Origin of the sequence: Nocardioides sp. YIM B13467, assembly GCF_042788075.1 — a bacterium.
Lineage (GTDB): Bacteria > Actinomycetota > Actinomycetes > Propionibacteriales > Nocardioidaceae > Nocardioides.
In genome coordinates this window covers 12,073-38,872 of the sequence record NZ_JBHZPJ010000018.1, presented here as the reverse complement: position 1 = coordinate 38,872, position 26,800 = coordinate 12,073, and the positions used below count along the sequence as shown (strand labels likewise).

The 26,800-nt window shown below is 67.2% G+C and carries 20 protein-coding genes; 12 read left to right on the top strand and 8 right to left on the bottom strand.

Going from position 1 to position 26,800, the window contains the following annotated elements; genetic code table 11:
• Nucleotides 1–24 precede the first annotated feature (24 nt).
• Together ACFX43_RS04500 and ACFX43_RS04495 are read right to left on the bottom strand one after the other, a co-directional pair.
• Nucleotides 25–1,524: an amino acid permease gene (locus tag ACFX43_RS04500; protein ID WP_378817540.1), complete on the bottom strand. Its 1,500-nt coding sequence runs from the start codon at nucleotides 1,522–1,524 to the stop codon at nucleotides 25–27.
• Nucleotides 1,525–1,579: 55 nt separating this feature from the next.
• Nucleotides 1,580–3,250, bottom strand: a complete 1,671-nt coding sequence (locus ACFX43_RS04495; protein ID WP_378817539.1) for a tannase/feruloyl esterase family alpha/beta hydrolase — start codon at nucleotides 3,248–3,250, stop codon at nucleotides 1,580–1,582.
• 189 nt (nucleotides 3,251–3,439) lie between these two features.
• Between ACFX43_RS04495 and ACFX43_RS04490 the strand changes: the two genes are divergently transcribed.
• The 5 genes from ACFX43_RS04490 to ACFX43_RS04470 are packed head-to-tail and all read left to right on the top strand — an operon-like array spanning nucleotide 3,440 to nucleotide 8,118.
• Nucleotides 3,440–4,213, top strand: a complete 774-nt coding sequence (locus ACFX43_RS04490) for an ABC transporter ATP-binding protein (protein WP_378817536.1) — start codon at nucleotides 3,440–3,442, stop codon at nucleotides 4,211–4,213.
• On the top strand, nucleotides 4,206–4,898 hold the full coding sequence (locus ACFX43_RS04485) for an ABC transporter ATP-binding protein (RefSeq protein ID WP_378817533.1): 693 nt from the start codon (nucleotides 4,206–4,208) through the stop codon (nucleotides 4,896–4,898). The genes ACFX43_RS04490 and ACFX43_RS04485 overlap by 8 nt, the downstream gene beginning before the upstream one ends.
• 48 nt (nucleotides 4,899–4,946) lie before the next feature.
• Nucleotides 4,947–6,194, top strand: coding sequence for an ABC transporter substrate-binding protein (locus ACFX43_RS04480; protein ID WP_378817530.1), 1,248 nt, complete (start codon nucleotides 4,947–4,949; stop codon nucleotides 6,192–6,194).
• A gap of 23 nt (nucleotides 6,195–6,217) precedes the next feature.
• Nucleotides 6,218–7,090, top strand: coding sequence for a branched-chain amino acid ABC transporter permease (locus ACFX43_RS04475; RefSeq protein ID WP_355018197.1), 873 nt, complete (start codon nucleotides 6,218–6,220; stop codon nucleotides 7,088–7,090).
• Entirely contained in the window at nucleotides 7,087–8,118 is a 1,032-nt protein-coding gene (locus tag ACFX43_RS04470) for a branched-chain amino acid ABC transporter permease (protein ID WP_378817527.1), read from the top strand. Before ACFX43_RS04475 ends, ACFX43_RS04470 begins: the two co-directional genes overlap by 4 nt.
• An 86-nt stretch (nucleotides 8,119–8,204) precedes the next feature.
• On the opposite strand, the gene ACFX43_RS04465 is transcribed toward ACFX43_RS04470, so the two are convergent.
• The 6 genes from ACFX43_RS04465 to ACFX43_RS04440 form a co-directional block, all read right to left on the bottom strand.
• The gene (locus ACFX43_RS04465) at nucleotides 8,205–10,100 is read right to left on the bottom strand and encodes a helix-turn-helix domain-containing protein (RefSeq protein ID WP_378817524.1); all 1,896 of its coding nucleotides are present in this window, start codon (nucleotides 10,098–10,100) and stop codon (nucleotides 8,205–8,207) included.
• 99 nt (nucleotides 10,101–10,199) lie between these two features.
• Entirely contained in the window at nucleotides 10,200–12,167 is a 1,968-nt protein-coding gene (locus ACFX43_RS04460) for a thioredoxin domain-containing protein (RefSeq protein ID WP_378817521.1), read from the bottom strand.
• 588 nt (nucleotides 12,168–12,755) lie between these two features.
• Complete coding sequence (locus tag ACFX43_RS04455) at nucleotides 12,756–13,976, bottom strand: Wadjet anti-phage system protein JetD domain-containing protein (RefSeq protein ID WP_378817519.1); 1,221 nt, start codon at nucleotides 13,974–13,976, stop codon at nucleotides 12,756–12,758.
• The gene (locus ACFX43_RS04450) at nucleotides 13,973–17,467 is read right to left on the bottom strand and encodes an ATP-binding protein (protein ID WP_378817516.1); all 3,495 of its coding nucleotides are present in this window, start codon (nucleotides 17,465–17,467) and stop codon (nucleotides 13,973–13,975) included. The genes ACFX43_RS04455 and ACFX43_RS04450 overlap by 4 nt, the downstream gene beginning before the upstream one ends.
• A complete protein-coding gene (locus ACFX43_RS04445; RefSeq protein ID WP_378817513.1) occupies nucleotides 17,460–18,125 on the bottom strand; it encodes a DUF4194 domain-containing protein in 666 nt (221 codons plus the stop codon). Before ACFX43_RS04445 ends, ACFX43_RS04450 begins: the two co-directional genes overlap by 8 nt.
• Nucleotides 18,118–19,611 carry a DUF3375 family protein gene (locus ACFX43_RS04440; RefSeq protein ID WP_378817511.1) on the bottom strand — a complete coding sequence of 498 codons (1,494 nt, stop codon included), beginning with the start codon at nucleotides 19,609–19,611 and terminating at the stop codon, nucleotides 18,118–18,120. Before ACFX43_RS04440 ends, ACFX43_RS04445 begins: the two co-directional genes overlap by 8 nt.
• Nucleotides 19,612–20,473: 862 nt before the next feature.
• Here ACFX43_RS04440 and ACFX43_RS04435 point away from each other — a divergent pair.
• From ACFX43_RS04435 to ACFX43_RS04405, 7 genes are all read left to right on the top strand, one after another.
• A complete protein-coding gene (locus ACFX43_RS04435) occupies nucleotides 20,474–21,079 on the top strand; it encodes a hypothetical protein (protein ID WP_378817508.1) in 606 nt (201 codons plus the stop codon).
• Between the two features lie 377 nt (nucleotides 21,080–21,456).
• Complete coding sequence (locus tag ACFX43_RS04430) at nucleotides 21,457–22,029, top strand: hypothetical protein (RefSeq protein WP_378817505.1); 573 nt, start codon at nucleotides 21,457–21,459, stop codon at nucleotides 22,027–22,029.
• A 204-nt stretch (nucleotides 22,030–22,233) separates the two neighbouring features.
• Complete coding sequence (locus tag ACFX43_RS04425) at nucleotides 22,234–22,722, top strand: SAF domain-containing protein (RefSeq protein ID WP_378817502.1); 489 nt, start codon at nucleotides 22,234–22,236, stop codon at nucleotides 22,720–22,722.
• Nucleotides 22,722–23,489: a hypothetical protein gene (locus tag ACFX43_RS04420; RefSeq protein ID WP_378817500.1), complete on the top strand. Its 768-nt coding sequence runs from the start codon at nucleotides 22,722–22,724 to the stop codon at nucleotides 23,487–23,489. Before ACFX43_RS04425 ends, ACFX43_RS04420 begins: the two co-directional genes overlap by 1 nt.
• Nucleotides 23,490–23,596: 107 nt before the next feature.
• On the top strand, nucleotides 23,597–24,982 hold the full coding sequence (locus ACFX43_RS04415) for a CpaF family protein (protein ID WP_378817497.1): 1,386 nt from the start codon (nucleotides 23,597–23,599) through the stop codon (nucleotides 24,980–24,982).
• Complete coding sequence (locus ACFX43_RS04410) at nucleotides 24,979–25,881, top strand: type II secretion system F family protein (RefSeq protein ID WP_378817494.1); 903 nt, start codon at nucleotides 24,979–24,981, stop codon at nucleotides 25,879–25,881. Before ACFX43_RS04415 ends, ACFX43_RS04410 begins: the two co-directional genes overlap by 4 nt.
• On the top strand, nucleotides 25,878–26,780 hold the full coding sequence (locus ACFX43_RS04405) for a type II secretion system F family protein (RefSeq protein ID WP_378817491.1): 903 nt from the start codon (nucleotides 25,878–25,880) through the stop codon (nucleotides 26,778–26,780). The genes ACFX43_RS04410 and ACFX43_RS04405 overlap by 4 nt, the downstream gene beginning before the upstream one ends.
• The last annotated feature ends 20 nt before the right edge of the window (nucleotides 26,781–26,800 follow it).

Below are 26,800 nucleotides of genomic sequence, written 5' to 3'. Positions count from 1 at the left end.
CGCCCCTTCTCGTCTACGAGATCCTCACATGTGCAGCGGCTCGACGACGTTGTCGTCGCCGCCCTTGCCCACCCGCGAGTTGCGGTAGCCGTAAAGGAAGTAGATGGCGAAGCCGATCGCCATCCAGACCAGGAACCGCAGCCAGGTCTCGACGCTCAGGTTGAGGGTCAGGTAGATGCAGATCAGCGCGGCCACGATCGGCAGCACCGGGCTGAACGGCACCTTGAAGGAGCGCGGCAGGTCCGGGCGACGCTTGCGCAGGATCGGCACGGCGATCGAGACCAGCGCGAACGCGGTCAGGGTGCCGATGTTGACCATCTCCTCGAGCTTGCCGATCGGGGTGAAGGTGGCCACGATCGCGACGAAGACGCCGACGGTGAGGGTGATCCGGACCGGGGTGCCGGTCTTCGGGTTGACGTGGGCGAACTTCACCGGGAACAGACCGTCGCGGCTCATCGCGAAGACGACCCGGATGGCGCCGATCATCAGCGTCATCACGACGGTGGTCAGACCGGCGACGGCGCCCGCCGAGATCAGGGTCGCGAAGCCGCCGCGGCCGACGTCGCGGAACGCGGTGGCGAGCGCGGCCTCGGTATCGATCTGGTCGTACTTCACCATGCCGGTGATGACCAGGGCGACGGCGACGTAGAGGATCGTGCAGATCACCAGCGAGCCGATGATGCCTCGGGGCAGGTCGCGCTGGGGGTTCTTGGCCTCCTCCGCGGTCGTGGCGACCACGTCGAAGCCGATGTAGGCGAAGAAGACGACCGACGCTGCGGAGATGATGCCGAGGACACCGAAGGTCTGCGGCTCGAGGCCGAAGGCCCACTGGATCAGCGGCTGGTGGATGCCCTCACCGCTGACGGAGCCGGCGCGCTCGGGGATGAACGGGTCGTAGTTGGAGCCGGTGATGTAGAACATGCCGGCGACGATGACGAACAGGACGATGAACAGCTTGACCGCGACGAGCGCGAGGTTGACCCGCAGCGACTCCTTGATGCCGATCGCGATCAGGCCCACCAGGACGATCACGAGCAGCAGCGCGGCCAGGTTGGGCTGACCGAAGTCGGCGTTGGCGTCCGGCCCGTAGTCCTTGGGCCAGCCGAGGCCGATCTCCTCGAGGAACGTCACCAGATAGCTGCTCCAGCCCTGGGCGACCACGGACGCACCGAGCACCATCTCCAGGATCAGGTCCCAGCCGATGATCCAGGCGAGCATCTCGCCGAGGGTGGCGTAGGAGAACGTGTACGCCGACCCCGACACCGGCACGGTCGAGGCGAACTCGGCGTAGCACAGCGCCGCCAGGCCACAGCAGATCGCAGCGATGATGAAGGAGAAGACCACACCCGGTCCGGCGTACTCGGCCGCGGCTCTACCGGTCAGGGTGAAGATTCCCGCTCCGATGATGACGCCGATCCCGAAGACGGTCAGGTCAACCGAAGTGAGCCGCCTTTTGAGCTTGAACTCCGGAGTCTCGGCATCGGCAAGGGATTGCTCGATGGATTTGGTGCGCCAAACAGACATGAGGGATAGGAAACCATCTCGACTGATGGACCGGAAAGGTCGGGGGTGTACTCCGTCACATCTCGCACCTGAAGCTGCTCGCCTCCGACGTGGGGCCACCGACGTACGCGGGCCAGGCCGGCCATTCGCACAACGGCCGGGTTCGGGCAGCTCCGGCGTTGCCGTCGGCGACCACCTGGTTATCGCCCGGCGCGACGTCCCGTTCGGCCCACTTCTCCAGGGCCGTGAGCGAGTCGTACGAGGCGGAGAAGGCGACCGGGGCGAAGTTGGCGTGGTTGGCTCCGGGCACCAGATAGAACCGGGAGAACCCCTCGGTCGCCCGCTTGCCCATCACCCGCTGGACGCGCTGGTAGTAGTCGATCGTGGAGCGGTGGCTGACCAGCTCGTCGGCGGCACCGTGGACCAGGATCAGCCTGCCGCCGGACCGGGCGAACGGGCGCAGGTCGGCGTCGTTGACGTCCTGGAGCGCGGTCAGCTCGCTGATCCGGCGCTGCCACTTCCCCGGGTCGGCCGGGTCGATCGCGAACGGGCTGATCTGCGGATCGCGAGCGACGAAGTACTTGGCCCACTGATTCCAGAACTGCATGCCGTAGCCGGCGGTCACCGGCATCGGGTCAGCCGGCGCGGCGGTGCCGAATCCGAGGACCGGCGTCGACATCCGTGCCCCGGACAGCAGCGGGAACCCGGGGTAGCCCCACTCCCCGCTCGCCACCCGGTAGGGCAGCCGCCAGCTGCTGTCGGCGGCCACCACCGCGTCAACCTGCTCGCGGGAGAGGCAGGTGTCCCCGGGCGTCTCGCCTTCGCCGCACAGCAGCGTCTCCGGATCGAAGTCGCAGCCGGCCTCGTCGGAGATCACCCCGTCCGCGAGCCCGTCGCCGCCGTCGCAGGCGGCCAGGACCCGCTGGGCGACGAGGTCCTGCTGCACCTTCGACGGGAACGCGCCGGGCTTGCCGAACTCGTGGGTGATCCGGCCGAAGAAGAGGTCAAGGGTGGCGGCGTTCCAGGCGGGGTACGCGGAGATCACCCCGTCGAAGTCGCGCGGCCAGCGCTGCGCGACCGCCAGGGCCTCCCGGCCACCGGTCGAGCCGCCGGCGAAGTAGGCCGTACCGGGCGCCCGACCGAAGGCCTTCGAGGTCACGTACGTGGCGGTGTCGTGCACCTTCTTGAGCGCGTCTCCGGAGAAGTTGCGCACGGCCTCGTCGTTCTGGCCGAACCAGCCGTCCAGGCTGGCGATCGGGTGGCGAGTCGTGTCTGCCTGATGGCCGGAGTCGCTGGCGTAGGTGACGTAGCCGCGGCCGAGCGGGGTGCGCTGGTCGACCGGCCCGAAGGGCACGTTCTGGGCGAGGTTGGGGACGGTGCCGTTGTAGCCGCCACCGCCGAACATCATCGTCTTCCCGTTCCACCCCTGCGGCAGGGCCAAACCCATCCGGATGTCCGGGGCGGCGGGATCGACCGGGTGGATCGCGATGTCGGCGCGGCAGTAGGCCGGGAGCGCGGTCGGGCCGGTCCCGGAGGCCGGCATCGACGTCGTCGCGGTGACCTCGGCGCCGGTGGTCGGCAGGCCGATGCGGTGGGCGGGGATCCTCAGCCCGACCAACGACGAGCAGTGGGCGGTGCCCGCCGACGGCGCGGCGCTCGCGGGCACCTGGCCGACGACCAGGGCCGCGGCGGCGAGGGCGAGCGACGAGCCGACGGTCAGAAATCTGCGTACGAGGGTGGGGGCCATTGCTCAAGGATCGCGACGCGGTGTGACGTGCGCCATGTGGCCGCCGCACACAACTCCGGCACTGAGGATGTGGGCGGTCGTGAGCCGGGCGCCTGCGGGCCGGCATGGAGATGAGCCACACAATGACGGGGCTCAGTGTGTCCCGAACCCCTATGGCGTACGTCTCACCACTTCCCTAGCGTCGCCCCTGTGACGAGCACCACACCGACCCCGAGGTGCGCACTACGGACCGAGGGTCTCACCAAGGACTTCCGCGGCTTCCGCGCGGTCAGCTCCGTCGACCTGGAGGTCGCCGAGGGCACCGTTCACGCGCTCGTCGGCCCCAACGGCGCCGGCAAGACGACTCTCTTCAACCTGCTGACCGGGTTCCTCAAGCCCACCGGCGGACGGATCGCGGTCTTCGGTGACGACGTCACCGGGATGGCACCGGAGCGGATCACCCGCCACGGGGTGGCGCGCTCCTTCCAGATCACCAGCCTCTTCGAGAACCTCACCCCGCGCGAGCACGTCGAGATCGCGCTCCAGGGGCTGACCAACCAGGGGCTGAAGTTCTGGCGCTCGGAGAAACTGCTCGGGCGCCGCCGCGAGGAGGTCGATCGGCTGCTGACCGAGGTCGGCCTGACCGAGCTGGCCGACAAGCCCACCGGGCTGATGGCGTACGGCCAGAAGCGCGCACTCGAGCTGGCTCTCGTGCTCGCCGTCGAGCCGAAGCTGCTCCTCTTGGACGAGCCCACCGCGGGGATGGCCATCGAGGACGTCGACCGCACCATCGAGCTCGTCCGGCGCATCGCCGAGGGCCGCACGGTCGTCTTCGTCGACCACAACATGCACGTCGTCGCCCACCTCGCCGACCGGGTCACCGTTCTGCAGCAGGGCTCGGTGCTCGCCGAGGGTCCCTACGACGAGGTGCGCGCCGACCCGCGCGTCATCACCGCCTACCTCGGAGAGGCTCACAGTGCTTGAGATCGAGAAGCTGAGCGCGTGGTACGGCGAGGCGCAGGCGCTGCGCGAGGCCACCCTGAGCGTCGGCGAGGGCGAGGTCGTCACCCTCGTCGGCCGTAACGGCGCCGGCAAGACCACGCTCGTTCGCTGCCTGATGGGCCTCCACAAGCACCTGACCGGATCGATCCGGCTCGACGGCCGCGAGATCACCTCGCTGCCCGCACACAAGCGGGCTCGCGCCGGGCTCGGCTGGGTGCAGGACGACCGCGGCATCTTCGCCAACCTGAGCGTGGAGGAGAACCTCCTGCTGCCGCCGAAGGTCTCCGAGTCGGCGTGGACGCTGGAGCAGGTCTACGACGCCTTTCCGGCTCTCGGCAGCCGCCGGCGAGCGGGTGGGACGACGCTCTCGGGCGGCGAGCAGCAGATGCTCGCCGTCGCCCGGGTGCTCCGCACCGGCGCCCGGCTGCTCCTGCTCGACGAGCCCTCCGAAGGGCTAGCCCCCGTCATCGTCGCCCAGATCGGCGACATCGTGCGGACCGCGAAGCAGTCCGGGATCGGCGTGCTCCTGATCGAGCAGAACGTACGTTTCGCCGCGACCGTCGCCGACCGCCACTACCTGCTCGCCCAGGGCCGCCTGGTCGAGAGCCTCGACAACGACGAGTTCGTCGAACGTCAGGACGAGCTACTCGAACACCTCGGGATCTGACGTACGTCCCCAGAGCGAGCACAGCCCTACCCCACGAGGAGAGACACGATGAACAAGCGACGCACAGCTGCCGGCGCCTCGATACTGATGGCAGGTGTCCTGGTCACCGCAGGCTGCGGTGCCGGCGGTCCAGCTGCTGCCGGAGGCGACTTCACCGACGACAAGGTGGTCCTCGCCCTGCTCAACGACGCCTCCGGTGTCTACAAGGACGTCTCCGGCCCCAACTCGAAGATCGCGATCCAGATGGCGATCGACGACTACCACGAGAAGTACGGCGACGAGGCCGTCATCGACGACATCGAGGTGACCTCGGCCGACCACCAGAACGAGCCGGACATCGCCAACACCAAGGCCCAGGAGCTCTACGACCGCGAGGGCGCCGACGTGATCCTGGACGTGCCGACCTCGTCGGCGGCGCTGGCCGTCGCGACGCAGGCGAAGAACAAGAAGAAACTCTACATGAACGTCGGCGCGGCCACGACCGAGCTTACCGGCGCACAGTGCAACAAGTACACCTTCCACTACGCCTACGACACCTGGATGCTGGCCAACGGCACCGGCACCGTCGTGACCGAGGAGGGCGGCAAGAACTGGCAGCTGATCTACCCCGACTACGCCTTCGGCCAGGACATGGTGAAGTCGTTCACCGGCGCCATCGAGGCCGGCGGCGGCAAGGTCGCGGGCACGATCGCGACGCCGTTCCCGAACGACAACTTCGCCACGTACATCACCAAGGCGGGAGCGGCGAAGCCGCAGGTCATCGGCACCATGCACGCCGGTGGCGACCTGATCAACCTGGTCAAGCAGTACAACGAGTCGGGGCTCAAGGACCAGGGCATCGACCTGGCCGTCGGGCTGATGTTCATCTCCGACATCCATTCGCTCGGCGTCGAGGCGTTCGAGGGCACGATCTTCACCGACGCCTGGTACTGGAACCTCGACGAGAAGTCCCGCGAGTGGGCCGACCGCTTCATGGAGGAGACCGGCGACCGGCCGACGTACGCCCATGCGGGCAACTACTCGGCGGCGACGCAGTATCTCGAGGCGGTCCAGGCGGCCGGCACCGACGACGCCGACAAGGTCGTCGAGGAGCTCGAGGGCAAGAAGGTCGAGGACATGTTCCTGCGCAACGGTGAGATCCGCGCCGAGGACCACCGGGTCATCCACGACGTCTACCTGGCCCGGGTCAAGGGACCGGACGACGTCAAGGAGGACTGGGACTACGAGGAGATCATCAAGACGATCCCGGCCGAGGAGGCGTTCCGCCCGGCAGCTGAGTCCGGCTGCTCGATGTAGGCGCGAGGTCTAGAGGGATTGGTATGAACGCGGTTCTGCAGTACACCGTCCAAGGGCTCGCGGCCGGCAGCTTCTACGCGCTGGCCGCGCTCGGCCTGGCGGTCATCTTCGGGGTGCTGGGCGTGGTCAACTTCGCCCACGGCGCCTTCTACATGCTGGGAGCGGTCGCCGCCGCGGTGCTCCTGGACACCGTCGGGATGAGCCTGTGGCTGGCGCTGATCGTGGTGCCGTTGCTGATGCTGGTCTTCGGGATGCTGGTCGAGCGGCTGCTGGTGCAGTGGCTGCTGCCGCTCGACCCGCTCTACAACCTGCTGCTCACCTTCGGGCTGACCCTGCTGCTGGTCGACCTTGTCAAGCGCCGCTACGGCGTGAGCGGCCTGCCTTACGAGCGCCCCGCCGCACTCGACGGACGGGTCGAGCTGGCCGGGGTCGGGCTGCCGATCTACCAGCTCTTCGTGATCGGTGTCGCGCTGCTCGTCTGCCTCGGCGTCTGGCTGCTGATGACGCGTACGCGGGTGGGCATGATCGTCCGCGCCGCGACCGAGCGGCCCGAGCTCGCCGGTGCGCTCGGGATCAACGTCGGGCGCTGGGTGACGCCGGTGTTCGGCTTCGGGGTCGCGCTTGCCGGCCTGGCCGGGGTCCTGGCGGCACCGTTCCGGGCGATCACAGCCGAGATGGGCAGCGACTTCATCATCATCCTGTTCGCGGTCGTCGTGATCGGCGGGCTCGGCTCGATCGTGGGCGCCGTCGTCGGCGGGTTCCTGGTCGGGCTCGTGGAGGCCTTCGGGCAGGCGTACGCACCGACGTTCTCGCAGGTGCTCATCTTCGTGCTGATGGCCGTGGTCGTCCTGGCCCGGCCGGCCGGGCTCTTCGGCCGAGAGGAGGCGACGGCATGACCCTTCGACAAGCTCAGGACACCGCGTCGATCGCAACGGCCGGTGCGAGCGTCACCGAGCAGCATGCGGCGATAGCGGGCGCACGCCCGTGGCAGCGGCTGGTCCTGCTGGCCGTGGGGCTGTTGATGGCGCTGGCGCTGCCGTGGTTCGTCTACCCGCCGGTGGCGATGGACATCGCCGCGTGGGCGCTCTTCGCGGTGGCCCTCGATCTGCTGCTGGGCTACTGCGGGCTGCTCTCGTTCGGCCACGCCGCGTTCTGGGGCGGATCCGCCTATGCAACCGGGCTGATCGCGATCCACCTCGGTGTGCCGTTCCCCGTGGCGGTCCTCGGCGGAGCGCTCTTCGCGATGCTCCTGGCGGTGCCGATCGGCTATCTGTCGGTGAAGCGGTCGGGGATCTACTTCGCGATGGTCACCCTCGCCTTCGCGCAGATGCTCTTCTTCATCGCCAACCAGGCCTCCTCCCTCACCGGAGGTGAGAACGGGCTCCAGGGCGTGCCGCGCTCCTTCTTCGGGATCGAGGCGGTCGAGACCGACTCGTTCTTCTTCTACTACGCCGCGCTGCCGATCATCCTTCTCGGGATGTGGGCGGCCTGGCGGATCGTCCACTCCCCCTTCGGGCGGGTGCTGGTCGCGATCCGTGACAACGCACCGCGTGCCCGGGCGCTGGGATACGACGTCGAGCGCTACAAGCTGATCGTCTTCGTGCTCTCGGCCGGGCTCTCCGGGCTGGCCGGCGGCGTCTTCGCCGTCTCGCACGGCTTCGTCGCGCTGCCCGAGCTGCACTGGGCCACCTCCGGCGAGGTCGTCCTGATGACCGTGCTCGGCGGGATCGGGACGCTGTGGGGCGGCGTCATCGGCGCCGGCCTGATCGTGATGCTCGCCGACTACCTGGCCTCGTCCGGGTTCGACGGGATCGGGATCGTCACCGGCGCGGTGTTCGTGACCGTGGTGCTGCTCTTCCGCCGTGGGATCTGGGGCACCGCCCGCCACCTCTGGCTCAACCGACGCCGAGTCGGCTCAAACTGACCAGATCCAACGCCGAGTCGGCTCGTTATGACGAGCCGACTCGGCGGGGATTTCGGTCAGGACGAGCCGACTCGGCGCGCTAAGCACTAGGCGACCAGTTGATGGAGCCGGAGCGCCAGCTGCACCTCGAGCTGACGCTCCGGCTCCTGCCAGCCCTTGCCCAGCAGCCGGGTGACCCGCTCCAGGCGCTGGGTGACGGTGTTGACGTGCACGTGCAGCGCGCCGGCGGTGCGGGTGAGGTTGCGGTCGGCGGCGAAGTAGGCCCGCAGAGTCTCCACCAGCTTCGACCCCTTCGCGGTGTCGTAGTCGATCACCGGACCCAGCCGCGAGGTGACGTACGCCTCCGGGTGGCCGTCGGAGCCGAGCAGCAGCCCCACGAAGCCGAGGTCCTCGGCGGTGACCACCTGGCCCTCGCGCCCCAGCGTCATCGCGGCCGCCAGGCAGCGCCGGGCCTCGTCGTAGCCCTTCACCACTGCGTCGGGACTGCTCAGCGGCCCCGGCACCGGGCCGGCGGCGCCGACCGTCACCGGCGCGCCGGCGGACAGCCGCAGCCCCTCGACCACCAGCTCACCGGCGGCGCGGGCGTCGCAGTCGGGAAAGATCAGCACGACCTGTCCCTGGCGCACCGCCGCGAACCCGTCGTGGGTGGCGGCGACGAACGTCGCCGCCTGACCGACCCGGGCCCGGTCGCCGGGGACGTTCGCCACCACCACGGCATACGGCCGGGACAGATCCGCCTGCAGCAGCCGGCCACGCTCGCGCAGCGTCTCCGGGTCCGGCGTGGTGCCGGAGAGGAGCTCGTCGAGGAGCTCGCCGCGTACGCGTCCCTCGGCCTCGGCGACGCTGCGGCGGAAGAGCAGCAGCAGCGCCGTCACCAGCGCGGCCCGCTCCAGGATCCGCTGGTCGCCGTCGTCCAGATCCCCGTCCTCGCGGTCGACCTCGCGCGGGCCGAGGAGCATCGAGCCGAGCTGCTCGGCGCCGGCCAGGACCGGGGTGGCGTAGATGTCGCCGCTGCCTGCGGTGCGGCTCAGGTCGAGGCTTCGCCTGGTCACGGCCGCCTCGTAGTCGGAGACGGGCTGGTCCGGGGCGCTGCTGGCGATGGCCTCGCCGTTCAGGTCCAGCACCACCACCCGGGCGCCGAGGACCTCGGCGACGCTGCGTACGACATCATCGACGCCGCCGCCCTCGACGACGATCCGGGTCAGCCGGTCGTGGGCGTCGGCGGCTCGCTCGACCGCCTCGTTGCGCGCCTGCAGCTTGCGGGTGGTGACCTCGAGCTCGGCGACCGCGGCTCGGGTCTCCTCCAGCAAACGGGCCTTGTCCACGGCGATCGCGGCGTGGGCTGCCAGGGAGACGAGCAGCGCGCTCGCCTCGGCGCCGAAGGGACGTACGGTGCGGTTGGCGGCGAAGAGGACGCCGATGACCTGGGTGCCGAGCAGGAGAGGTACGCCGATGATCGCGCGGATGCCCTCGCCGCTGACCGCGCCGTCGATGTCGGGGGCGTGCCGGAACCGCTCGTCGGGGATGTAGTCGGCGGTCGAGTAGGGCTTCATGGTCTGGGCGACGAGGCCGCCGAGCCCGATGCCGTAGGGGATCCGAGTCGAGCGGAAGGCCGCGGTCAGGATGCCCTCGGTCACCCGCATGTACTCGCCCCTACGCTCGTCGTTGAGGGTCAGGTAGGCGACGTCGCTGTTGAGCAGCTGCCTCGCCCGGGTCACGATCGCCTGCAGCACCGCCTCCAGGTTGGTCAGCATCGCCAGGTCGTTGGCCGACTCGAACAGCGCCCCCAGCTCGCCCTCGCGCCGGCGGCGCGCCTCCAGGGTCGCCCTGACCTGAAGCGCGAGCCTCTTGGCGTAGTCGATCCGCTCCTGCTCCCCGGCGGTCGCGCCCGCCGCTCGCGCGGCCCGCGACGGTCCCTCGAAGTCGGCCTCCGCGGCATCCCCGGCCAGCAGCTCCAGGAACGCGACCACATCGACCGTCATGTGACCGAAGTTACACTTCTACGCGCGCACCAACATAGGGGATCACCACATAGTTGCCCCGGATCAGGTATGGGTCTTCGCCAGGTCCCTTCGACAAGCTCAGGACATCGCCTCCACCGTGGTGACGGGACGCTCGCAGACGAACCCCCGACAGACGTACGCCGCCGCCTTCCCGTCCACCGGAGTGCGGCTGCTCAGCAGCGGGATGTCGTCGCGTGCCTCGTCGGCGACGACCACCACCGCCCCCGGCTTGCGCCGGGCCGCGGCCTCGAGGGCGTCGCGGTCGGGTCCCGGCGGTCCGACGACCGCGATCTCGAGCGGACCGTCGGCCATCGTCGCCGCGCCCGCCAGCGACCAGCCGGCGAACCGGGGCGCCTTGGTCATCAGGTTGCTCGTGGCCGCGAGCGCCTCCTCGGCGGCAGTGCGGTAGCGGCCCTCTCCGGTCAGCGCGTGGGCGGTGACGAGCGCATGGACCATCGCGCTGGTCCCGCTGGGGCTGGCGTTGTCGGAGGGGTCGCGCGGCCGGGTGACCAGCGCCTCCGCGTCGTCGGCGGTGTCGTAGAAGCCGCCGTCCTCGGCACGGAAGTGGGTCAGTGCGGTGTCGAGCAGCGCCGTCGCCCGGTCGAGCCAGGTGCTGTCGCCGGTCGCCTGGGTCAGTGCCAGGAATCCCGACGCGACGCAGCCGTAGTCCTCCAGGACTCCCGCGTGGGCCCCGGCCGCGCCGTCGCGGCTGACGCGGAGGAGTCGCGCATCCTGGACGTGCACCCGCCACAGCAGCTCCGCCGCCGCGACCGCCGCGTCGACATAGTGCCGCTCCCCCAGCAGCAGCCCGGCATCGACCAGACCGCTGATCGCCAGCCCGTTCCAGGCCGCGACGACCTTGTCGTCGCGGGCCGGGCGTACCCGCTCCGCACGCGCCGCCAAGAGCCGCGCCTTGACCGACTCGAGCCGCTCGAGATCGTCGGGCCGGTGCCGCAACTGCAGGGTCGAGGCGCCTTCCTCGAAGGTGCCGGCCTCGGTCACCTCGAAGACCTCCGCGGCCCAGGCTCCGTCCTCGGTCCCGAGGACGTCGACGAGCTCGCCCAGCGTCCAGACGTAGAACTTCCCCTCGACGCCCTCGCTGTCGGCATCGAGCGCAGAGGCGAACCCGCCCTCGGCGGTGCCGAGCTCGCGGATCATCCAGTCGGCGCTCTCCCGGGCGACCCGGTCGCCGAGCTCGGTGCCGAGGCGGGCGTAGAGGCCGATCAGCTGCGCGTTGTCGTAGAGCATCTTCTCGAAGTGCGGAACGACCCAGCCACGGTCGACGGCATAGCGGGCGAACCCGCCCCCGACCTGGTCATAGATCCCTCCGCCGGCCATCGCGGCCACTGTCCGCGACAGCATGTGCGAGACCCGCGAGTCCGCCCCGAGGGCGCCGGCCGCCCGCCGCATGAACTCCAGCACCATCGACGGCGGGAACTTCGGGGCACCCCCGAACCCGCCCGCCATCGGATCGAACTCCCCCGCAAGCGTCTCGACCGCGGCATCGATGTCCACCTGCCACTCCCCCGCGGACCCGGCTGCCCCGGAGATGTTGGCCAGGTGCTGACGTACGTTCTCCGCCACCGCCCCGATCTCGGACCGCCGCTGCGTCCACGCCTCCGAGAGCGCCTGCAACACCTGCGTGAACGCCGGCTGCCCGTGACGCGGCATGTCCGGGAAGTAGGTGCCCGCGAAGAACGGGTTGCCGTCGTGGTCGAGCACCACCGTCATCGGCCACCCGCCCGACCCGGTCATCGCCGTCGTCGCCGCCATGTAGACCGCGTCCACATCCGGCCGCTCCTCCCGGTCGACCTTGATGTTGACGAAGTGCTCGTTCATGTACGCCGCCGTCGTCTCGTCCTCGAACGACTCGTGGGCCATCACGTGACACCAGTGGCAGGCCGCATAGCCGACGGACAGAAGGACAGGAATTTCGCGGCGCCGCGCCTCCTCGAACGCGTCAGGCCCCCACTCCCACCAGTCCACCGGGTTCTGAGCGTGCTGGAGCAGGTAGGGGGAGGTCGCGGAGGCGAGTCTGTTGGCCACTCCCCCAGCCTTGCACGCACGTGAACAAGTGATGCAAGCCTGTCCCTGGACAGGAATTTGGGACAGGAATTTCATCCGTGGGCCACGAACCCGTGAGGGCCATGTGTCCTACGGGCCATCAATCTGGTCGGCGCGGATCGCGTGGCTTTGGACTAAACTGCAGCACCCGCCGGCAGATGACGCTCCGGAACCCTGTGCGCCGTTCGCCTCGGTCAGACGATGATTTCGGGCCGATCTCCACATTCGAGAGGAACGTGAATGCAAAGTAGGACCGACTCGACGCGCCAGGACGTGTCATCTGGTACGCCAGCAACCGAGACGAGGCTGCGGTTGCATGTTCTCGACTGACTGACAGCATCCTTGGTACCCCGGCGGCGTTGCACGGCGCCTTCCGCCAGTTCGGCGTTTGGGACCCTCGATCAAATGCAAGGCTCCGCCGCGCATGGACGGGTAGCACTCGTCCGTTGAGCGACCATTGCCCGGTCTCAGTGCTCACCCCCGCGTGGGGCGGGGAACAACGTCCTCTGCTGCCCCTGAGTCTCTCCTTCTTGGGTAAGGCGGTCAAACGGCCGCCTAGTCAGAGCGAACTCAGGTCGCGTTGGTGAACCCTGCTGTAAGAACCGGTCGCAGGGCTTCCAGGACGAAGGATTCGGGTAGTCGTTCTTGCTCCAGTTGGAGGTGGCCATCGTCAGGATGGCCGTCGGTGAGGAGGCGGAGAGACTCAACCTCCGGTGGAGTCAACGTGGGCTGAGGCGGGTCGACGCGGGTGAGGTTCTCACGCACCGCGAGGTGCTTGTAGGCGGCGACGACGTCGGGGCCCATGAGGACTGAGCGGGTGCGGCTGATGAAGCTGCGGGCCCGTGAGAGCAGTGTCATCCCCCACCGGTCGAGATCGCCCCAGTACAGGATCTGGGCCTCTCGCAGCCAAGGGAGCTCGGTGATCGCGTTGAGGTGGTTGCCGAGTGAATGGATGATGAGCAGGCCAGGGAAGTCAGGAACGATCAGAGCTGACTCCTTGTTCTCGACGATCAGCACGATCCGCGGTGTGATCTGCAACCTTGCGATCTCCTGGACCGGGGCCCGCAGGTGACGGATGCCGCCGACCGTCGTACGCAGGTTGGCGTCGGCCAGAATCAGGTCGATCAGCGGAGGTGGTGCGACGAGTCCGAGAGGGTCCAGGGCTTCCTGGTCGAGGTCTGGATCCGAGTTCTCCCCAGAGTCGTCGCCACTGGGGTTGGAGTCGATGCCGAGCAGCCCGAGCACCAGGCTCCGGTGCCTGGCCAGCCATTTGGTGTGCATGCTCTCGACCGGCACTTGTCGTGGTAGCAGGCCGCTGCGTGGGTTCAGTCGGAACCATGCCGCGGCGGCCAGCAGCAGGTTGAAGTCTGCGTCGTCGAGGTCGACGATCCGGGCAAGGTGTCGGCGAACCGCTTTCGGGGATCCGGAGTCAGCAAGAACTTGCCGAGATCGTTGCTGCGCCAGAGCCCAGTGCCTGGCGGCCTTCTCGTCGAGTGAGGCCAAGGCGGTCACGTCGTCGAAGTCGACGTGGGTGGGAACGTCCTGCCGGCCGTACGCGGTCCTCACGCTGACGGTGCGGAGAGAGATCCCTTTGCGCTGCCGCGCCCAGGTCGTCCAGCCCAGTTTCCACCTTTCGATCTCGGCTGGTTTGTCGGGGTCCGCCAGCTCGTCGGCGGTCGGTTTCTCGAGGGGGAAGGAGATGCCACCGGTGGGTGGTTCCGAGAGCCATGACCGCCATTTGTTCCTGTACCGCGTGCTGACCTGGGAGTGGATGTCGCTCTGAGACCTCATGCGGTTTCACCTAGCTCGATCCCGAGCCGGTTCATCTCGACTGCTTCTTCGATGGTGAGGGAGTAGATACGAGCGGCCGCCGTCTTGTTGGCTGTGGTGTCACGTCCGATGTAGGCGACCGTGTCAACGAAGTTCTCGAAGGCCGCGACCTTGTCACGCGGGGCGCCGATGATGAGCTGGAATCCTAGGCTTCGCAGTGCGGCGAGCGCCCGGCCGGTGTATTCGGAGTCGGCCTTCACGAACCCTTCGTCGAGAACGATCGGCGCATAGGTCGGCGGATGGTCGCTGCCGGCTCCGAGGCGGTAGCGCAGCGCTGCCCCGAGCACGAATGCGATGAGCTCCTGGCCCTCTCCCCCGGAGAGTCCGCTGACGCCTTCATGGACGATCGCGGGCCCTTCTTGGGGTGTCTCGATGGCACGGAACAGCACATGCTCGCGAGCATCAAGCACGCGGTGGCGCCAGGAGTCACCTGATCGGGTCTTCTCGTCGAGTCGAGCAAGGTCACGTTTCAGTGCGAGGAACTGTCGTTCGATCGTGGCCTCATCGCGCTCTACCCCCAGGGTCCCCTGGGTGTGGCGGGTGAGGGTCTTCTTGAACTCGCGTAGGTCGCTGTTGCTCCGGGGATGCGGGTCGATCTGCAGGCTGGAGCCCTCGCGGAACTCGATCCCTTCGAGGACCTCGTTGATCGGCCGAATCCCCTTCTGGATGCTCCTGGCATCAGAGTCGATCTGCACCAGCAGTGACCGAAGGCTCTCGGTCATGGTCGCGCCGGCCTTGCTGATCCAGTTGGCCCGTGCTCGAGGAAGATCATCCTCGACCAGAGCGCGGTGGATCGCCTGGACTGCCGGCAGGCTCGCGATGGTGGCGTCGATCTCCGCGCTCTCGTCGGCATCGCGGTATTGCTCGAATGTCTTCACCAAGAGCTCCTCGGCGACGTCGGCATCACGACGGTGTTGGTCGACCTGCTGCCGCAGGTCAGCAGTCGCCTGATCAAGGGACACGTTGATCGCCCGGACGAGGGCCCGCTCGACGGCGTCCTCGGTTTCTCCGTCGTCCCAGCTGTGTGGGGCGGCGAACGGCAGCTTCGCCAGCTGGCTGCGATCCTCGTCGGTGAGTGGCGCGGCCTCTGCGATACGGTCCTTTGCGCCGTCGATCGCGGTGCTCAGTGCTCCCCAGGCGAGGTCGAGGGTCTTGATCTGGCCGAGGAAGTGTTGTTCACGGTTCTGGGCTATCGCGCGAGCCTCGTCGTAGGTGCCCATCTGGTTGCTGAGCTCGGCGATCTTCGGCTCATGCACTTCGTACTCTCGGAGCGCCTCCTTGTGGCTGGAGATCTGTCGCCGTGTGGGCTCGAGGTCAATGCTGCTCCACTCGATCTGCGCAGCTTCAGCGAGAGTGGCTAGCTGTCGGTCCCTGTCCTTGACGCCGGCGTCGTGTTGGTCGTAATCATGGCGGGCCTGGCCGAGTTCGCGATTCTTGGTCTCGAGGGTGGCATTGAGCTCGGCGATCAGAGCGGTGTTGTCGAGTCCGAGCCATGACTGTCGTCGGCGGTCGTCCTTGATGAAGCGGCCGCGGGAACCGGTGCGTAGGCCGGCTCTTGTGACGGCTCCCTTGACCCCGGTAGGAAGGTTGTCTAGCTCGTCAGCGGTCTGCACGCACAGGATGCTCTGGTCCTCGACGAGCTCATCGTGAAGCCAGCCGTAGAACGGACTGTTCTCGTCGTAGGCCAGCATGTCTGGAACCGTGCCGGGGATTAGCTGCTTGGTCGGTGCGAGCCCTGCTTGGGCAGGGACGAGGATGACTTGGCTGTGCATGTCGTGGTCATTGACAAAGCGTCGAACGGAGACGAAGCTCGACTCTTCCACGATCAGGTGGGTGGCGACGCCACCCAGTACGCGGTTCACCGCGGTCGACCAGTCGCGGTGCTGACTTGCGACATCGACCAGTTCACCGACGTAGCGCAGGTGCTCGGCCGGTGTCCCGGTCTGCTCCGCAATCCACGCGCGCCGTTCGTCGGCGTCGCGAGGTACTTTGCTTTGGCGTCGCCGGTAGGAGGTGATGTCGTCCTCGAGCCTGGCGATCTCGTTCTTGAGGTTCACCACGCGTTGTCCGAGTTCTTGAGCCTGCGGCTTGTCGTTGCCGCTGGCCCCGCGAATCTCGTCTTGCTGCTGGCGGATCAGTTCGCGGAGGACGCCCATGTCTTCGGCAGAATGAGGCAGGTCGAGGCTGACGCTGCTCAGCTGTTTCTCGAAGGCGGCTCGGTCGCGTGCCACTCGGTCATGGGCTTCTTGTGCTGCCTTGAGCTCGGCTTTGATGAGCTTGGTGCGGTCTCCACCGAGCAGGGTCACCTGGGCAGCCAGGCTGTTCCATGCCGCTTCTGCTGCGGCTGCCTTGGAACGAGCTGATTGTCGCTGCTGGTCGGCCGTGGCCCTTGAGATCCGGTTCTGTTCTGTCTCGGCCTCGATCCAGTCGCGAACCCGCTCGGCGTGCCAGACGTCTAGGCGTGTCCTCCCCCGGTCGTCGGTTTCGGTGTAGAGGCGGCGTTTCGCGGCGCTGCCAGCGATCGCCGACTCATACCGCTCGGCATGTCTCGGGATGTCTTTGAGGATCGAGAGCCGTTTGCGGGCGTCCTCGAAGACGTCGTAGAGCGAGGATGCTTCGCGGTAGGCGCTGAGCGTTGTTTTCCATCGCGAGAGGGCTAGCGGTTCGGTGAGCACGAACTTCTTGAAGACGTCGTTGATCGAGAAGACTCCCTTGGACGCTTGTGCTTGACGCAGAAGCTGGAGAGCCAGCAGCTGGGACTCTTCGCTGTCGCCGATGCCGAGCTTGTCGCACAGCCTGGTCCGAAGCGTCGGCTGAGATGCTGTGACCAGGTCTCGTGACTGGTCAACCAGGGACTTCAGTGCGGACTCGTTCAGCGGTGAACGGCTTCGCGCGGCTTCCTCGACTTCTCCTAGGCGTTGGAGTGAGAACGCGCCGTGGACGAGCATGTACATCGTCGTCGAGTTCACTTCGTCCTGGGTGGCCGTGTCCGGAGTGATCCAGGCGATTCGTACGGCGGTGACCCGCTCTCCCAGGTCGGTGCTCCACGTGATCGCGGCACCGGAGGGGAAAGCCTCGCCGATCGGGCGTCGAAACTTCGTGGTGGTGGCAGTGGACTCGGCGTCGTCCTTGTCTTTGACGTCGTCGATCTTCCCCCGGGCGTAGCTATAGACCGTGCGCTCGGCCTTCTTGCCGCCGTCGTCGCGTGCTGCCCGATTGAACTCTTGGGGGTTCGGCATGATCACCGCGGCCATTGCGTCGAGAATGGTCGACTTCCCCATCCCCGTGGGTCCCAGGATCGCCGTCCCGTTCCGCCCTACGCGCATCTGGTGGAGGCCTCCATAGCCACCCCAGTTGAGGACCTGGACCAACTCGATGCGGAACTGGCCCTCGAGTAGCGTGCCGCGAGAGCTCATCTCCTCCGGGTGGTCGTCGTGGTCATCGCTAAGCATCAGTGATCTCCATCGACTCCGTGGTTGCTGGGGCTGCTGTGTCCTCCGCGGCCGCCTCAGGGATTGAGATCTCGAACGTGGCGCGCAGGTGGGCCAGGACGTCGGTGTTGATCAGTGGCACAATCGCAGGTGAGACGACGAAATTGTCGCCATCAGGGTCCGGATCGAGCAGCCCGAGAGGCTTCGTCAAGGCGCTGATTGCACTGTTGACGCGGCTCCCAAGGGCCATGGGATCGCTTTGTGGGTAGCTGAACCGGTGGAGGAACTCGGTGATCTGGTCGCGAGTCACCACGACAGCGTCATCGGCTGCATCGGTGAACGCGTGCTCCTGGCGAAGGAAGATCATGAGGAGGGTGGCGTCTCGGCTGAGTGGCTTATCGCGGCGCAGCATGGCGGGCGAGCCATCCTCGGTGCTCTGACGCTTGAACGCGACTTCGAAGTCCAGGTCGATCTCCAAAGTCATGAACAGATCCTCGAGGCGCTCCTCGATCTCGGGGCGGTATGCCAACAGGGCTTCCCATGCCGATCGATGTGTGGCGCGGGTGATGAATCGTTGGGTGAGGAGGGTTGCCAGGGCAACACGCGCCTCGTGTGGGAGGCCGGCGCTGGCTGGGTCTCCGAACGGATCGGTCTCTTCGCTGATCGTGTCCTCAGTCATCCGATGCCCCCTTCACGGCGACGGGCTTGTCGAACAGAACGTGGGGTAGGGCGACCTCGAGGACCTGTCCGTGGTCGGCGAGGATGCGGACTCGCTCGCTGTTCTGGTCATCGACCGTCCCGTGGGCAATCCCCAGGTCCAGCAGGCTAAGGATGGTCCCGAGCCGCTGGAACTCCTCAGGAGTGGCGTCGTAGACCTGGGTTCCCGTGACGGTCGGATGGATGTCAAGCAGGGAGTTGATTGTTCTCGCTACAGCGGGCTGAGCAGTGCCCATGGCCAGCCGAAGCGCGGCTCGGTCGGCCTCCGGGAGCGGATCGTTGTTGGCTTCGACGATCACCTTCACGCTCCGAGGTCCTGGGTCTCGCCACCACTGGGTCTGCGAGATGTCCTTGACGTCGAGCACCCCGATGCCGAGCACATCTCCTGGCATGGGGACGGAGCCTGGCTGTGCCTGCACCCAGGCGAGGCCAGCGTCCAGGGCCTCCTCGGCGAGGTTGATCAGACGTTGATGGCGCCCGTTCGCTGTCCGGCTCAGGAATCGTCGCAGTGAAGCGGTCCACCGCAGGTAGGTCTCTTGGACCTCGTGATCAGCAGTCAAGAGCGAAGACACGAGCCCCTCCATCTGGGAGCGCTGGTCAGATGTCAGGTGATCACGACCGAAGCCTTGCCTGAGGATCTCCTCGATATCAGCATGCAGCCGCTCGAGCTCACTGGTTCCCAGCGCCTGGGCGAATCCTCGATATGCGCGACCCTCGGGGGTCTCGTCCAACAGGTCGTTCTCGCGGAGGTACTCCTCAACCACGGCCCCTTTGCCCAGTGCCGCAGTCGTGGCGCGGCGGGAGACTTCCCGGTGTCGGTGCTCCACCATCGCCCCCAGCTGGCGGAAGTCCTCGGGCAGAGATGCCGTCAGATGGAGAACCTCACGGAGCTGTCGCTTCATCTCCTCTTGGGTGGCAGCACGCACGTGGCCGGCGTCAATATCGGCTCTCCGCCGCTGGAGATCAGCGATCTGAGCATCGATCCGGTCGAGCTGGGCCTTCTTGTTCGGGTTACTCATGTCAGCGAGCTTCCTGACGGCGTCACCAATACTTCCGAGGCGTGCCTCGGAGATGGTGTTCTGCTGACGGATCAGCTCGCGCACGATACGCAGAGCCCGTAGCGCATGCGGCGACAGACGGTAGGTCATCGTTGTTCGCTGGCCGCGGTTTCCCCCTCTCACGAGCCATCCGCTGTCCTTCCAGCTCTTGCAGTACTCAGCCGGCGACACCTTCGCCTCAGTGTCAGCATCGGTAATGCCCTCTCTGGCAGTTGCCACTTTCTGGTGGAACCAGGCCGCCGAGACCGGTTCGGTGGTGAACTCGAGATGCTCGGAGAACAACGGCAGAACCCAGCGCGCATTGGTGCTCCGCAACAAGGAAAGAGTGGGGTTGTCGTCCCACGCCTCGTTGACCTCGTCGTAGGTGAGAACCTCGGAGGACCGGTCCACGGTCGGATCCTTTCTGGCGTTCAGATGGAACGGCCACAGCTTTCCGAGATGCCCGTAAGGGGCGCTTGTGAGTGCACATCACGGTATCGGCGAGCACCGACACTTTGCGTTCGAATGAGTCAACCCGGCTACACATCGACCAATACCGAACGGAACGGGCTGATTTGTTGTGGTCTACCGCAGAGGCTCGCGCAGTTGGTGATTTCGCGGGCGACTATCGGGGGCAGCTCTCGACCCACGCGGCAGGAGTAGATGGCGTAGCCCGATCTCCCCCGACCAGACACGGGCGCATCCCGCGTGGGCGGGGAACGCGGCCAAGTCGAAACGCATGCCGGTGTCGGCGTCGGCTCATCCCCCTGTAGACGGGGAAACTCTCGGTCTTGGCTTGGCCGCGTCGCCACGCTCGTCCCGCGCCTGTCAGCCTGGCCAGCTTGGCGCAGCCGGTCCGATCTTGACGATTCGTTCCAGATTTCTCGCGCGAGCGCTTCGCCGACCGATCGGAGTGACCTCCGTACCCTCATCGCCTCACCAGGCGCACCCCTTCATGATCCGCGACGACAACTCATTCTTCTTGAGGTGCATCCCGTTGACCTGCGGAAACGCGATGCACCCCTGGCTACTCCCCTTGCCGCGAGCAACCCGAGGGGGAGCATGCGCGCGGCAGGATTGTGATCGCCGTCCACTACCGCGTGTTCCGGTTCAAGTAGGTAACTGGATGACATAGCTACGAAATTTGCCGTTGCGTAAAGAGATTCAACTGGTGCCTAATAGATCGATACGCAGAAAACACGGACCTTCGGTTCGGAAACGCTGCGCATCCCGAAGGGCTCAACTCAGCTCGCCGAGGAAGGTGTACCCATTGATGCGACTTCATCGAGTTCCGATCGTTGCGACTGGCGTTCTGGCGCTGGCCGCGGTCACTTCCTGCGGTCAGTCCGAGCCGACCACGTCTCCGTCCCAGCAAGCCTCACAGAGTTCGCCGGCGCCTACCTCCACTTCGACCTCGGATACGGATGCAGCATCGAATGCGGCCACTGACACGGTTCGCGAGTACTTCGCGATTCTCGACGAGCTCCGCCAGGACCAGGAGCGGTCTCTGGACGCACTTGCGGAAGTCGCCGCAAGCACCCAGCTCACCGCCCAACAGCGGCTCCTCGAGAACGAGCGATCGAACAAGCTCCGCCAGATCGGCAGCACCGCGCTCCCGGATGTCTCGGTCGAGAGCGTCAATCTCGACAACTCGGATCCGAAGGCCGGCAAGGTGCCAACGGTGACGGTCGACGTCTGCTGGGACGTGAGCGACGCCGATCTTGTCGATGCCAGTGGGAAGTCCGTGGTGAGCCCCGACCGAGTCGACGTCGGGTGGACGCGCTACACCGTCGCCAACTACGAGTTCCAGACCGACCCGCTGACGGGATGGCGCGTCGCTTCCGGGAAGGACCTGAAACAGCCGCCATGCGAGCAGTGATCCGAGCACTCGTCCTGGCCTGCGTTGTTGCGGGCCTGACGACGCTCGGCCTGACGCAGACGGCGTACGCAGACACCGTCTGCCAACAGACTGATCCGCTCACCGGGCAGTGCACGCTCTCGATCGAGGTACCTGGCAGCGGCGGTTCGGGCCATGGCAAACCCGCGGGCGATGAGGGCCCCAAGGACAGCGGAAGCGGTAACCCTTGTTACTGGGATCCAGCCAAGCAAGGGGTGCCAGGCAAGGCTGGACCAGTGGCATGCACCAGCGGGTACGGCACATGGTCTTCGACCTACAACTGCTACATCCAACAGGCTGATCCACCGCCTCCTGCGGACGACCCCGCATGGCAAGGGCACGAGCCAAGCGACGGAGCTGTGTACAACTGCTACCAGCCGCAGACCGGCCTCCTCATCCAGATCTGGTCGCCGACACCTCCACCAGGTGCTGAGGCCGGCCCGCCGCCACGCGAGGTCGCCCAGATGGCCGTGGAACAGATGAACCTGTCAGCTATCGACATCGGCATCACCCCCAGACCCGAACCAGACAGTGTCGGCCTGGTCGGGATGCCGGTGTGGATGTGGGCAAAGGCGCCTGACAGCCGAACGTACGGGCCGACGACGGCGTCGGCATCAGCAGGTGGGATCACGGTGACCGCGACGGCGCGGGTGCACGAGATCGCCTGGGACATGGGAGACGGCACCACCGTTGAGTGCCGCACCGCGGGGACGCCGTATGAGGCGTCCTTCGGGAAGAAGGCGTCGCCGGACTGCGGCCACGTCTACAGGTTGTCCTCAGCTAGGGAGCCGGGCGGGAACTACACCGTGACGGCAACCTCGGCGTGGGTGATCACCTGGGAGGGAGCCGGGCAGACCGGGACGATCCGGCTGAACGGGCTGAGCCGTTCGGTCGAGATCGCGGTCGGGGAGGCGCAGGTGCTCGTGCGATAGCGGGCGCCTGAGGGGGCAGGTAGGGCAATGGCCAATGTTGTTAGCGATGAGAACCGGTTCACCGGGACGCCGCCTGCGCCCAGACTGGTTCCACCGCCGAAGATCCGGCGCCGGCCTGTACATATCGTCGCAACGGTCGCGGCGATCTTCATCGGCGCTGCGATCGCTGCCTGGGGTTGGTCAGCCACGACAACGAGTGAGTCCGTGGTCGCCGCACGCAACACGATCGATCGCGGTGACCTGATCACGGCCGATGACCTGACCACTACCCAGATTTCAGGCGACAACGCGCTGAAGATCGTTCCTGGGGAGACTCTTGATGAGCTCGTGGGCAAGCGGGCCGCACTCGACATCTCCGCCGGTGGATTGCTGACCCCGGAGATGACGACCGAGGACAACATGCCGCCAGCTGGCAAGTCGATTGTGGGGATCTCGCTGACCCCTGCGCAGGTGCCCGCCATCACGCCGCGCAACGGTGACAAGGTCCGGGTCGTTGCCACGACCGGTGAAGGCGGTGAACTTGCTTCGGGTGCTCCGCTGGCCACGAGCGCCGAGGTCATCGGGGCATCGACTGATGAGGTCTCAGGCAACACGGTGGTCAACGTTCTGGTCCCCTACGCCGACGCAGCGGTGCTCGCTGATCGAGCGAGCACCGGGAACGTCGCCCTCGTTGTGGACCCGCTGGAGCGCTGATGGCGGTCATCGCACTCACCTCCGCGTCTGGCTCACCCGGCGTCTCCACCACAGCGCTCGGCCTCGCCATGGAGTGGCCCCGTCCCGTCCTTCTCCTCGAGGCCGACCCCACCGGAGGATCATCGATCCTCGCGGGCTACCTCAGGGGTCACACCCAGCCCGGAGCCGATCTGGTCGACCTGATGCTGTCACCCCTGGGACCCTCCGATACTCTGCCGCAGATCGCCGCCCCGATCCCCGGCACCTCGATCTCGTACGTCCCCGGCACCCGCACCCACATCCAGGCGGCCGGACTCCGTGACCATTGGGGCGCCCTGTCTAGCGTGCTTGCCGACCTCGACGCGACCGGCCAGGACGTGATCATCGATGCCGGCAGGCTCGGCTTGGTCGGGTCCGCAGAACCTCTGCTCATCGCGGCCGACCTGACCCTTCTTGTCGTACGCACCGACCTTCCCGCACTCGTGGCGGCGCGGTCCTGGGCCGAGAGCGTGACGCGCGCCGGGGTCGGGTGGCGATGGCCCGGGCTGCTGCTCGTCGGCGAGGGCATGCCCTACACATCCCGCGAGGTCTCACGGCTGCTCGGGCTTGCCGTGGTGGGAGAAATCGCCGACGACCCGCTTAGCGCGGCCGTCTTCCACCGAGGAGCACCACGGCCGCGCCACTTCGCGACCGGCTCGTACGCCCGCTCGCTCCGGGCTGCCGCCGAGGAACTGCAGGCAGAGATCGGTCGTTCACGCGCCGCAGTCGCGACGGAGGCAGCACGATGACGAACCAGTGGGAGCCGTACCGTCCTGACGTCACCAGCCTGCCCATGTTCGCACCCACGCTACGAGCGGTTGAGGACGTTTCGGACCCGAGGGCCGGACACCGGGCGATGAGCGCTCCTCCGGCGCCGAGCCAGCAGATCTCCGCCGCTTCGCACGACATGGACTGGGCATTGGTCGCGGCGCTGAGATCCCAAGCATCCGAGCAGCTGTCCCAAGCGGTTGCGGCCGAGTCGCACGCACTGGACCGGCGGGCGCAGGAAGAGCTCGGCCGGTCGATCGTGCTGGACCTCATTGAGGGTTCGATGGCCGAAGCCGTCAACAAGGGCGACCCCTCGTGGGACCTAGGCCACCAGCAGGCCGTCGCCAAGGCCGTCTTCGACTCTCTGTTCCGGCTCGGCCGCCTCCAGCCGCTGGTCGACGACGACCGAGTCGAGAACATCATCATCTGCGGCCACGACAACGTGACCCTCGACCTCGTCGACGGCTCCCAAGTACCCGGCGACCCGGTGGCTGACTCCGACCAAGAGCTCATCGATTTCCTGGTCTTTCTCGCCTCACGCAGCGAGGTCAACGCCCGCGGCTTCTCTGAAACCCAGCCCAAGCTCCATCTCCGCCTTGACGACGGCTCCCGCCTCGCTGCCGCGGCTTGGGTGATGCCCCGTCCCTCAGTCGTGATCCGTCGCCATCGGCTCATGGAGGTGACCCTCGATGACCTTGTACGTCGCGACATGCTCACCCCAGTCGCAGCCACTTTCCTCCGCGCCGCGGTCCGAGCACGCAAGTCGATCGTCGTAGCCGGCGCTCAGGGGGCTGGCAAGACCACCTTGGTGCGTGCGCTGTGCGCCGAGATCGACCCGGCAGAGGCGATCGGGACCTTCGAGACCGAGTACGAACTTCATCTTCACCTCCTCCGCGAGCGCCACCCGATCGTGCATCCGTGGGAGGCCCGCCCGGGATCCGGGGAACGCGGGCCCGACGGACGTCAGGCCGGCGAGTTCACGCTCGATGAGGCGCTGGTCGACTCGTTCCGGTTCAACCTCTCGCGCCAGATCGTCGGCGAGGTCCGCGGCAAGGAGATCTGGGCGATGATCAAGGCGATGGAATCGGGCACCGGCTCCATCTCCACCACCCATGCCTCCGACGCCGTCGCTGCCGTACGCAAGCTCGTCACCTGTGCCATGGAAGCCGGTCCCCACGTCACCCAGGAGCTCGCTACCTCCAAGCTCGCCGCGACCGTCGACCTGATCGTCCAGCTCTCGCTGGAGACCGAGACCACCAACGGCACGTCGCAGCGCACCCGCCGGGTCGCGGAGATCATCGCCCTGACCCCGGGCGAGCGCGAGACCGGGTACGCCACCACTCACGTCTTCGCCCCCGACCGCACCGGCACCGCTGTTCCGGCCGTCCTGCCCGATGAGTACCGCGCGCTCGCGAAGCACGGGTTCGACCTCGGCGCCTACATTGCCACCCAGCCACCCGGAGAGCCGCGATGAGCGCTCAGATCCTGATCGCCGCGCTCAGCGGCGGGCTCATCGCAGGTGGCCTCGCCGGCCTGATCCGCGAACTGCGTGGCGTTCCGGCCGACGACAAACCGCCAGGCCGCCACATTCGTCTGCCCCGCGTCTCCCGTCGTACGCGGATACTCCTTCTGACGGGAGCCGTGCTCGGTGTCGTCGGCTGGCTGCTGACCGGATGGCCACTCGCGTTACTGGTCGCTCCCATCGCTGCCGTCGGTCTCCCGTACTTGCTTTCGGCGCCCGATGCGAAGGAGCGCATCGGACGCCTTGAAGCACTCGAGGAGTGGACCCGTTCCCTGTCCGGCGTGCTGACCGTCGGCATCGGCCTCGAGCAGGCCCTGATCACAACGCTGCGGTCCGCACCCGAACCGATCGCCGACGAGCTCGGGCTCCTGGTCGCACGACTCCGCGCACGGTGGGCCACCGAGGATGCCCTCCGTGCCTTCGCCGATGATCTCGATGACGCCACCGGCGACTTGGTCGCGGGCAATCTCATCCTGGCCGCCCGCCGTCGCGGTGCGGGCCTCGCCAATGTGCTCGACGGGCTTGCCGAGTCGGTCGCAGCCGACGTCCGTGCCCGGCGCCAGGTCGAGGCCGACCGCGCCAAGCCACGGGCAACCGCCCACTGGGTCACCGTCATCAGTGCCTCGGTACTGGTGGTGCTCGCGCTCACAGGCTCCTACATCGAGCCCTACGGAAGCCCGCTCGGACAGGGCATCCTCGCAGCGCTACTCACTGCGTACGTCGCCACCTTGCTGTGGATGCGGAAGATGGCCGAGGGCCGGCGACTTCCGCGAATCATCGGCCCGCGCGACGGCGAGGCCCTCACACCTGATGGTGTCGACCTCCGGCCTCTCCGGGGAGGGCGGACATGACTCCCCCGACGATCACGTTGATGATGCTCGCCGGCGGGCTGGTCGGACTCGGGCTGGCGCTGTTGGCCATCTGGTTGACCCCGGCCCAACCTGACCTCGTCGACGCCGTCAAGCGCCTCTCGGACGCTCCGACACGCGGACCTGATGGCAGCGCCAGGACGGTGAGCGGGAAGGAGCGCCTTGGCGCCTGGGCAATGCGTACGCTCCCGATCGGCCTCTGGGTGAGGACGCCGACCCGCGAGTTGGCATTGCTGAGGATCCCGCTGGCTCAGTTCTACGGCGACAAGCTGATCTACGCCGCGCTCGGGTTCGTTATCCCCATCGGGTTGGCGACGTTCCTCTCCCTGCTCGGGCTGGCGCTCCCCTTTCCGATCCCGGTCCTCGCCTGCCTGGCCCTGGCGGTGGTGATGTTCTTCCTTCCGAACTACAACGCGGTCGATGACGCCAAGAAGGCCCGGATCGAGTTCAACCGGGCGCTCGGCGCCTATGTGGATTTGGTCGCCCTCGAGCGGACCAACGGATCCGGCGTACGCCAGGCGATGGAGACCGCCGCGAGCATCGGCGACTCATGGGTCTTCACCCGGCTCGCCGAGGAGCTCAACCGATCCCGCTGGTCCGGCCTCCCGCCGTGGGACGCACTGCACACCTTGGCGACGGAACTCGGACTGCCCGACCTGGACGACTTCGCCGACATCATGCGCCTCTCAGGCGAGGAAGGAACCGCCACCTACACCACGCTTCGCGCCCGTTCTGCCGCCATGCGCACAGCGATGCTCAACGACGAGCTCACCGAAGCCAACGCCATCGGCGAACGCATGAGCATCCCCGGCTCCCTGCTCGGGGTGATCTTCATGGCGATCCTCCTCACCCCGTCACTTCTCCGAATGATCCCCGGATGATCCCCGGCTGAAAGGAACCA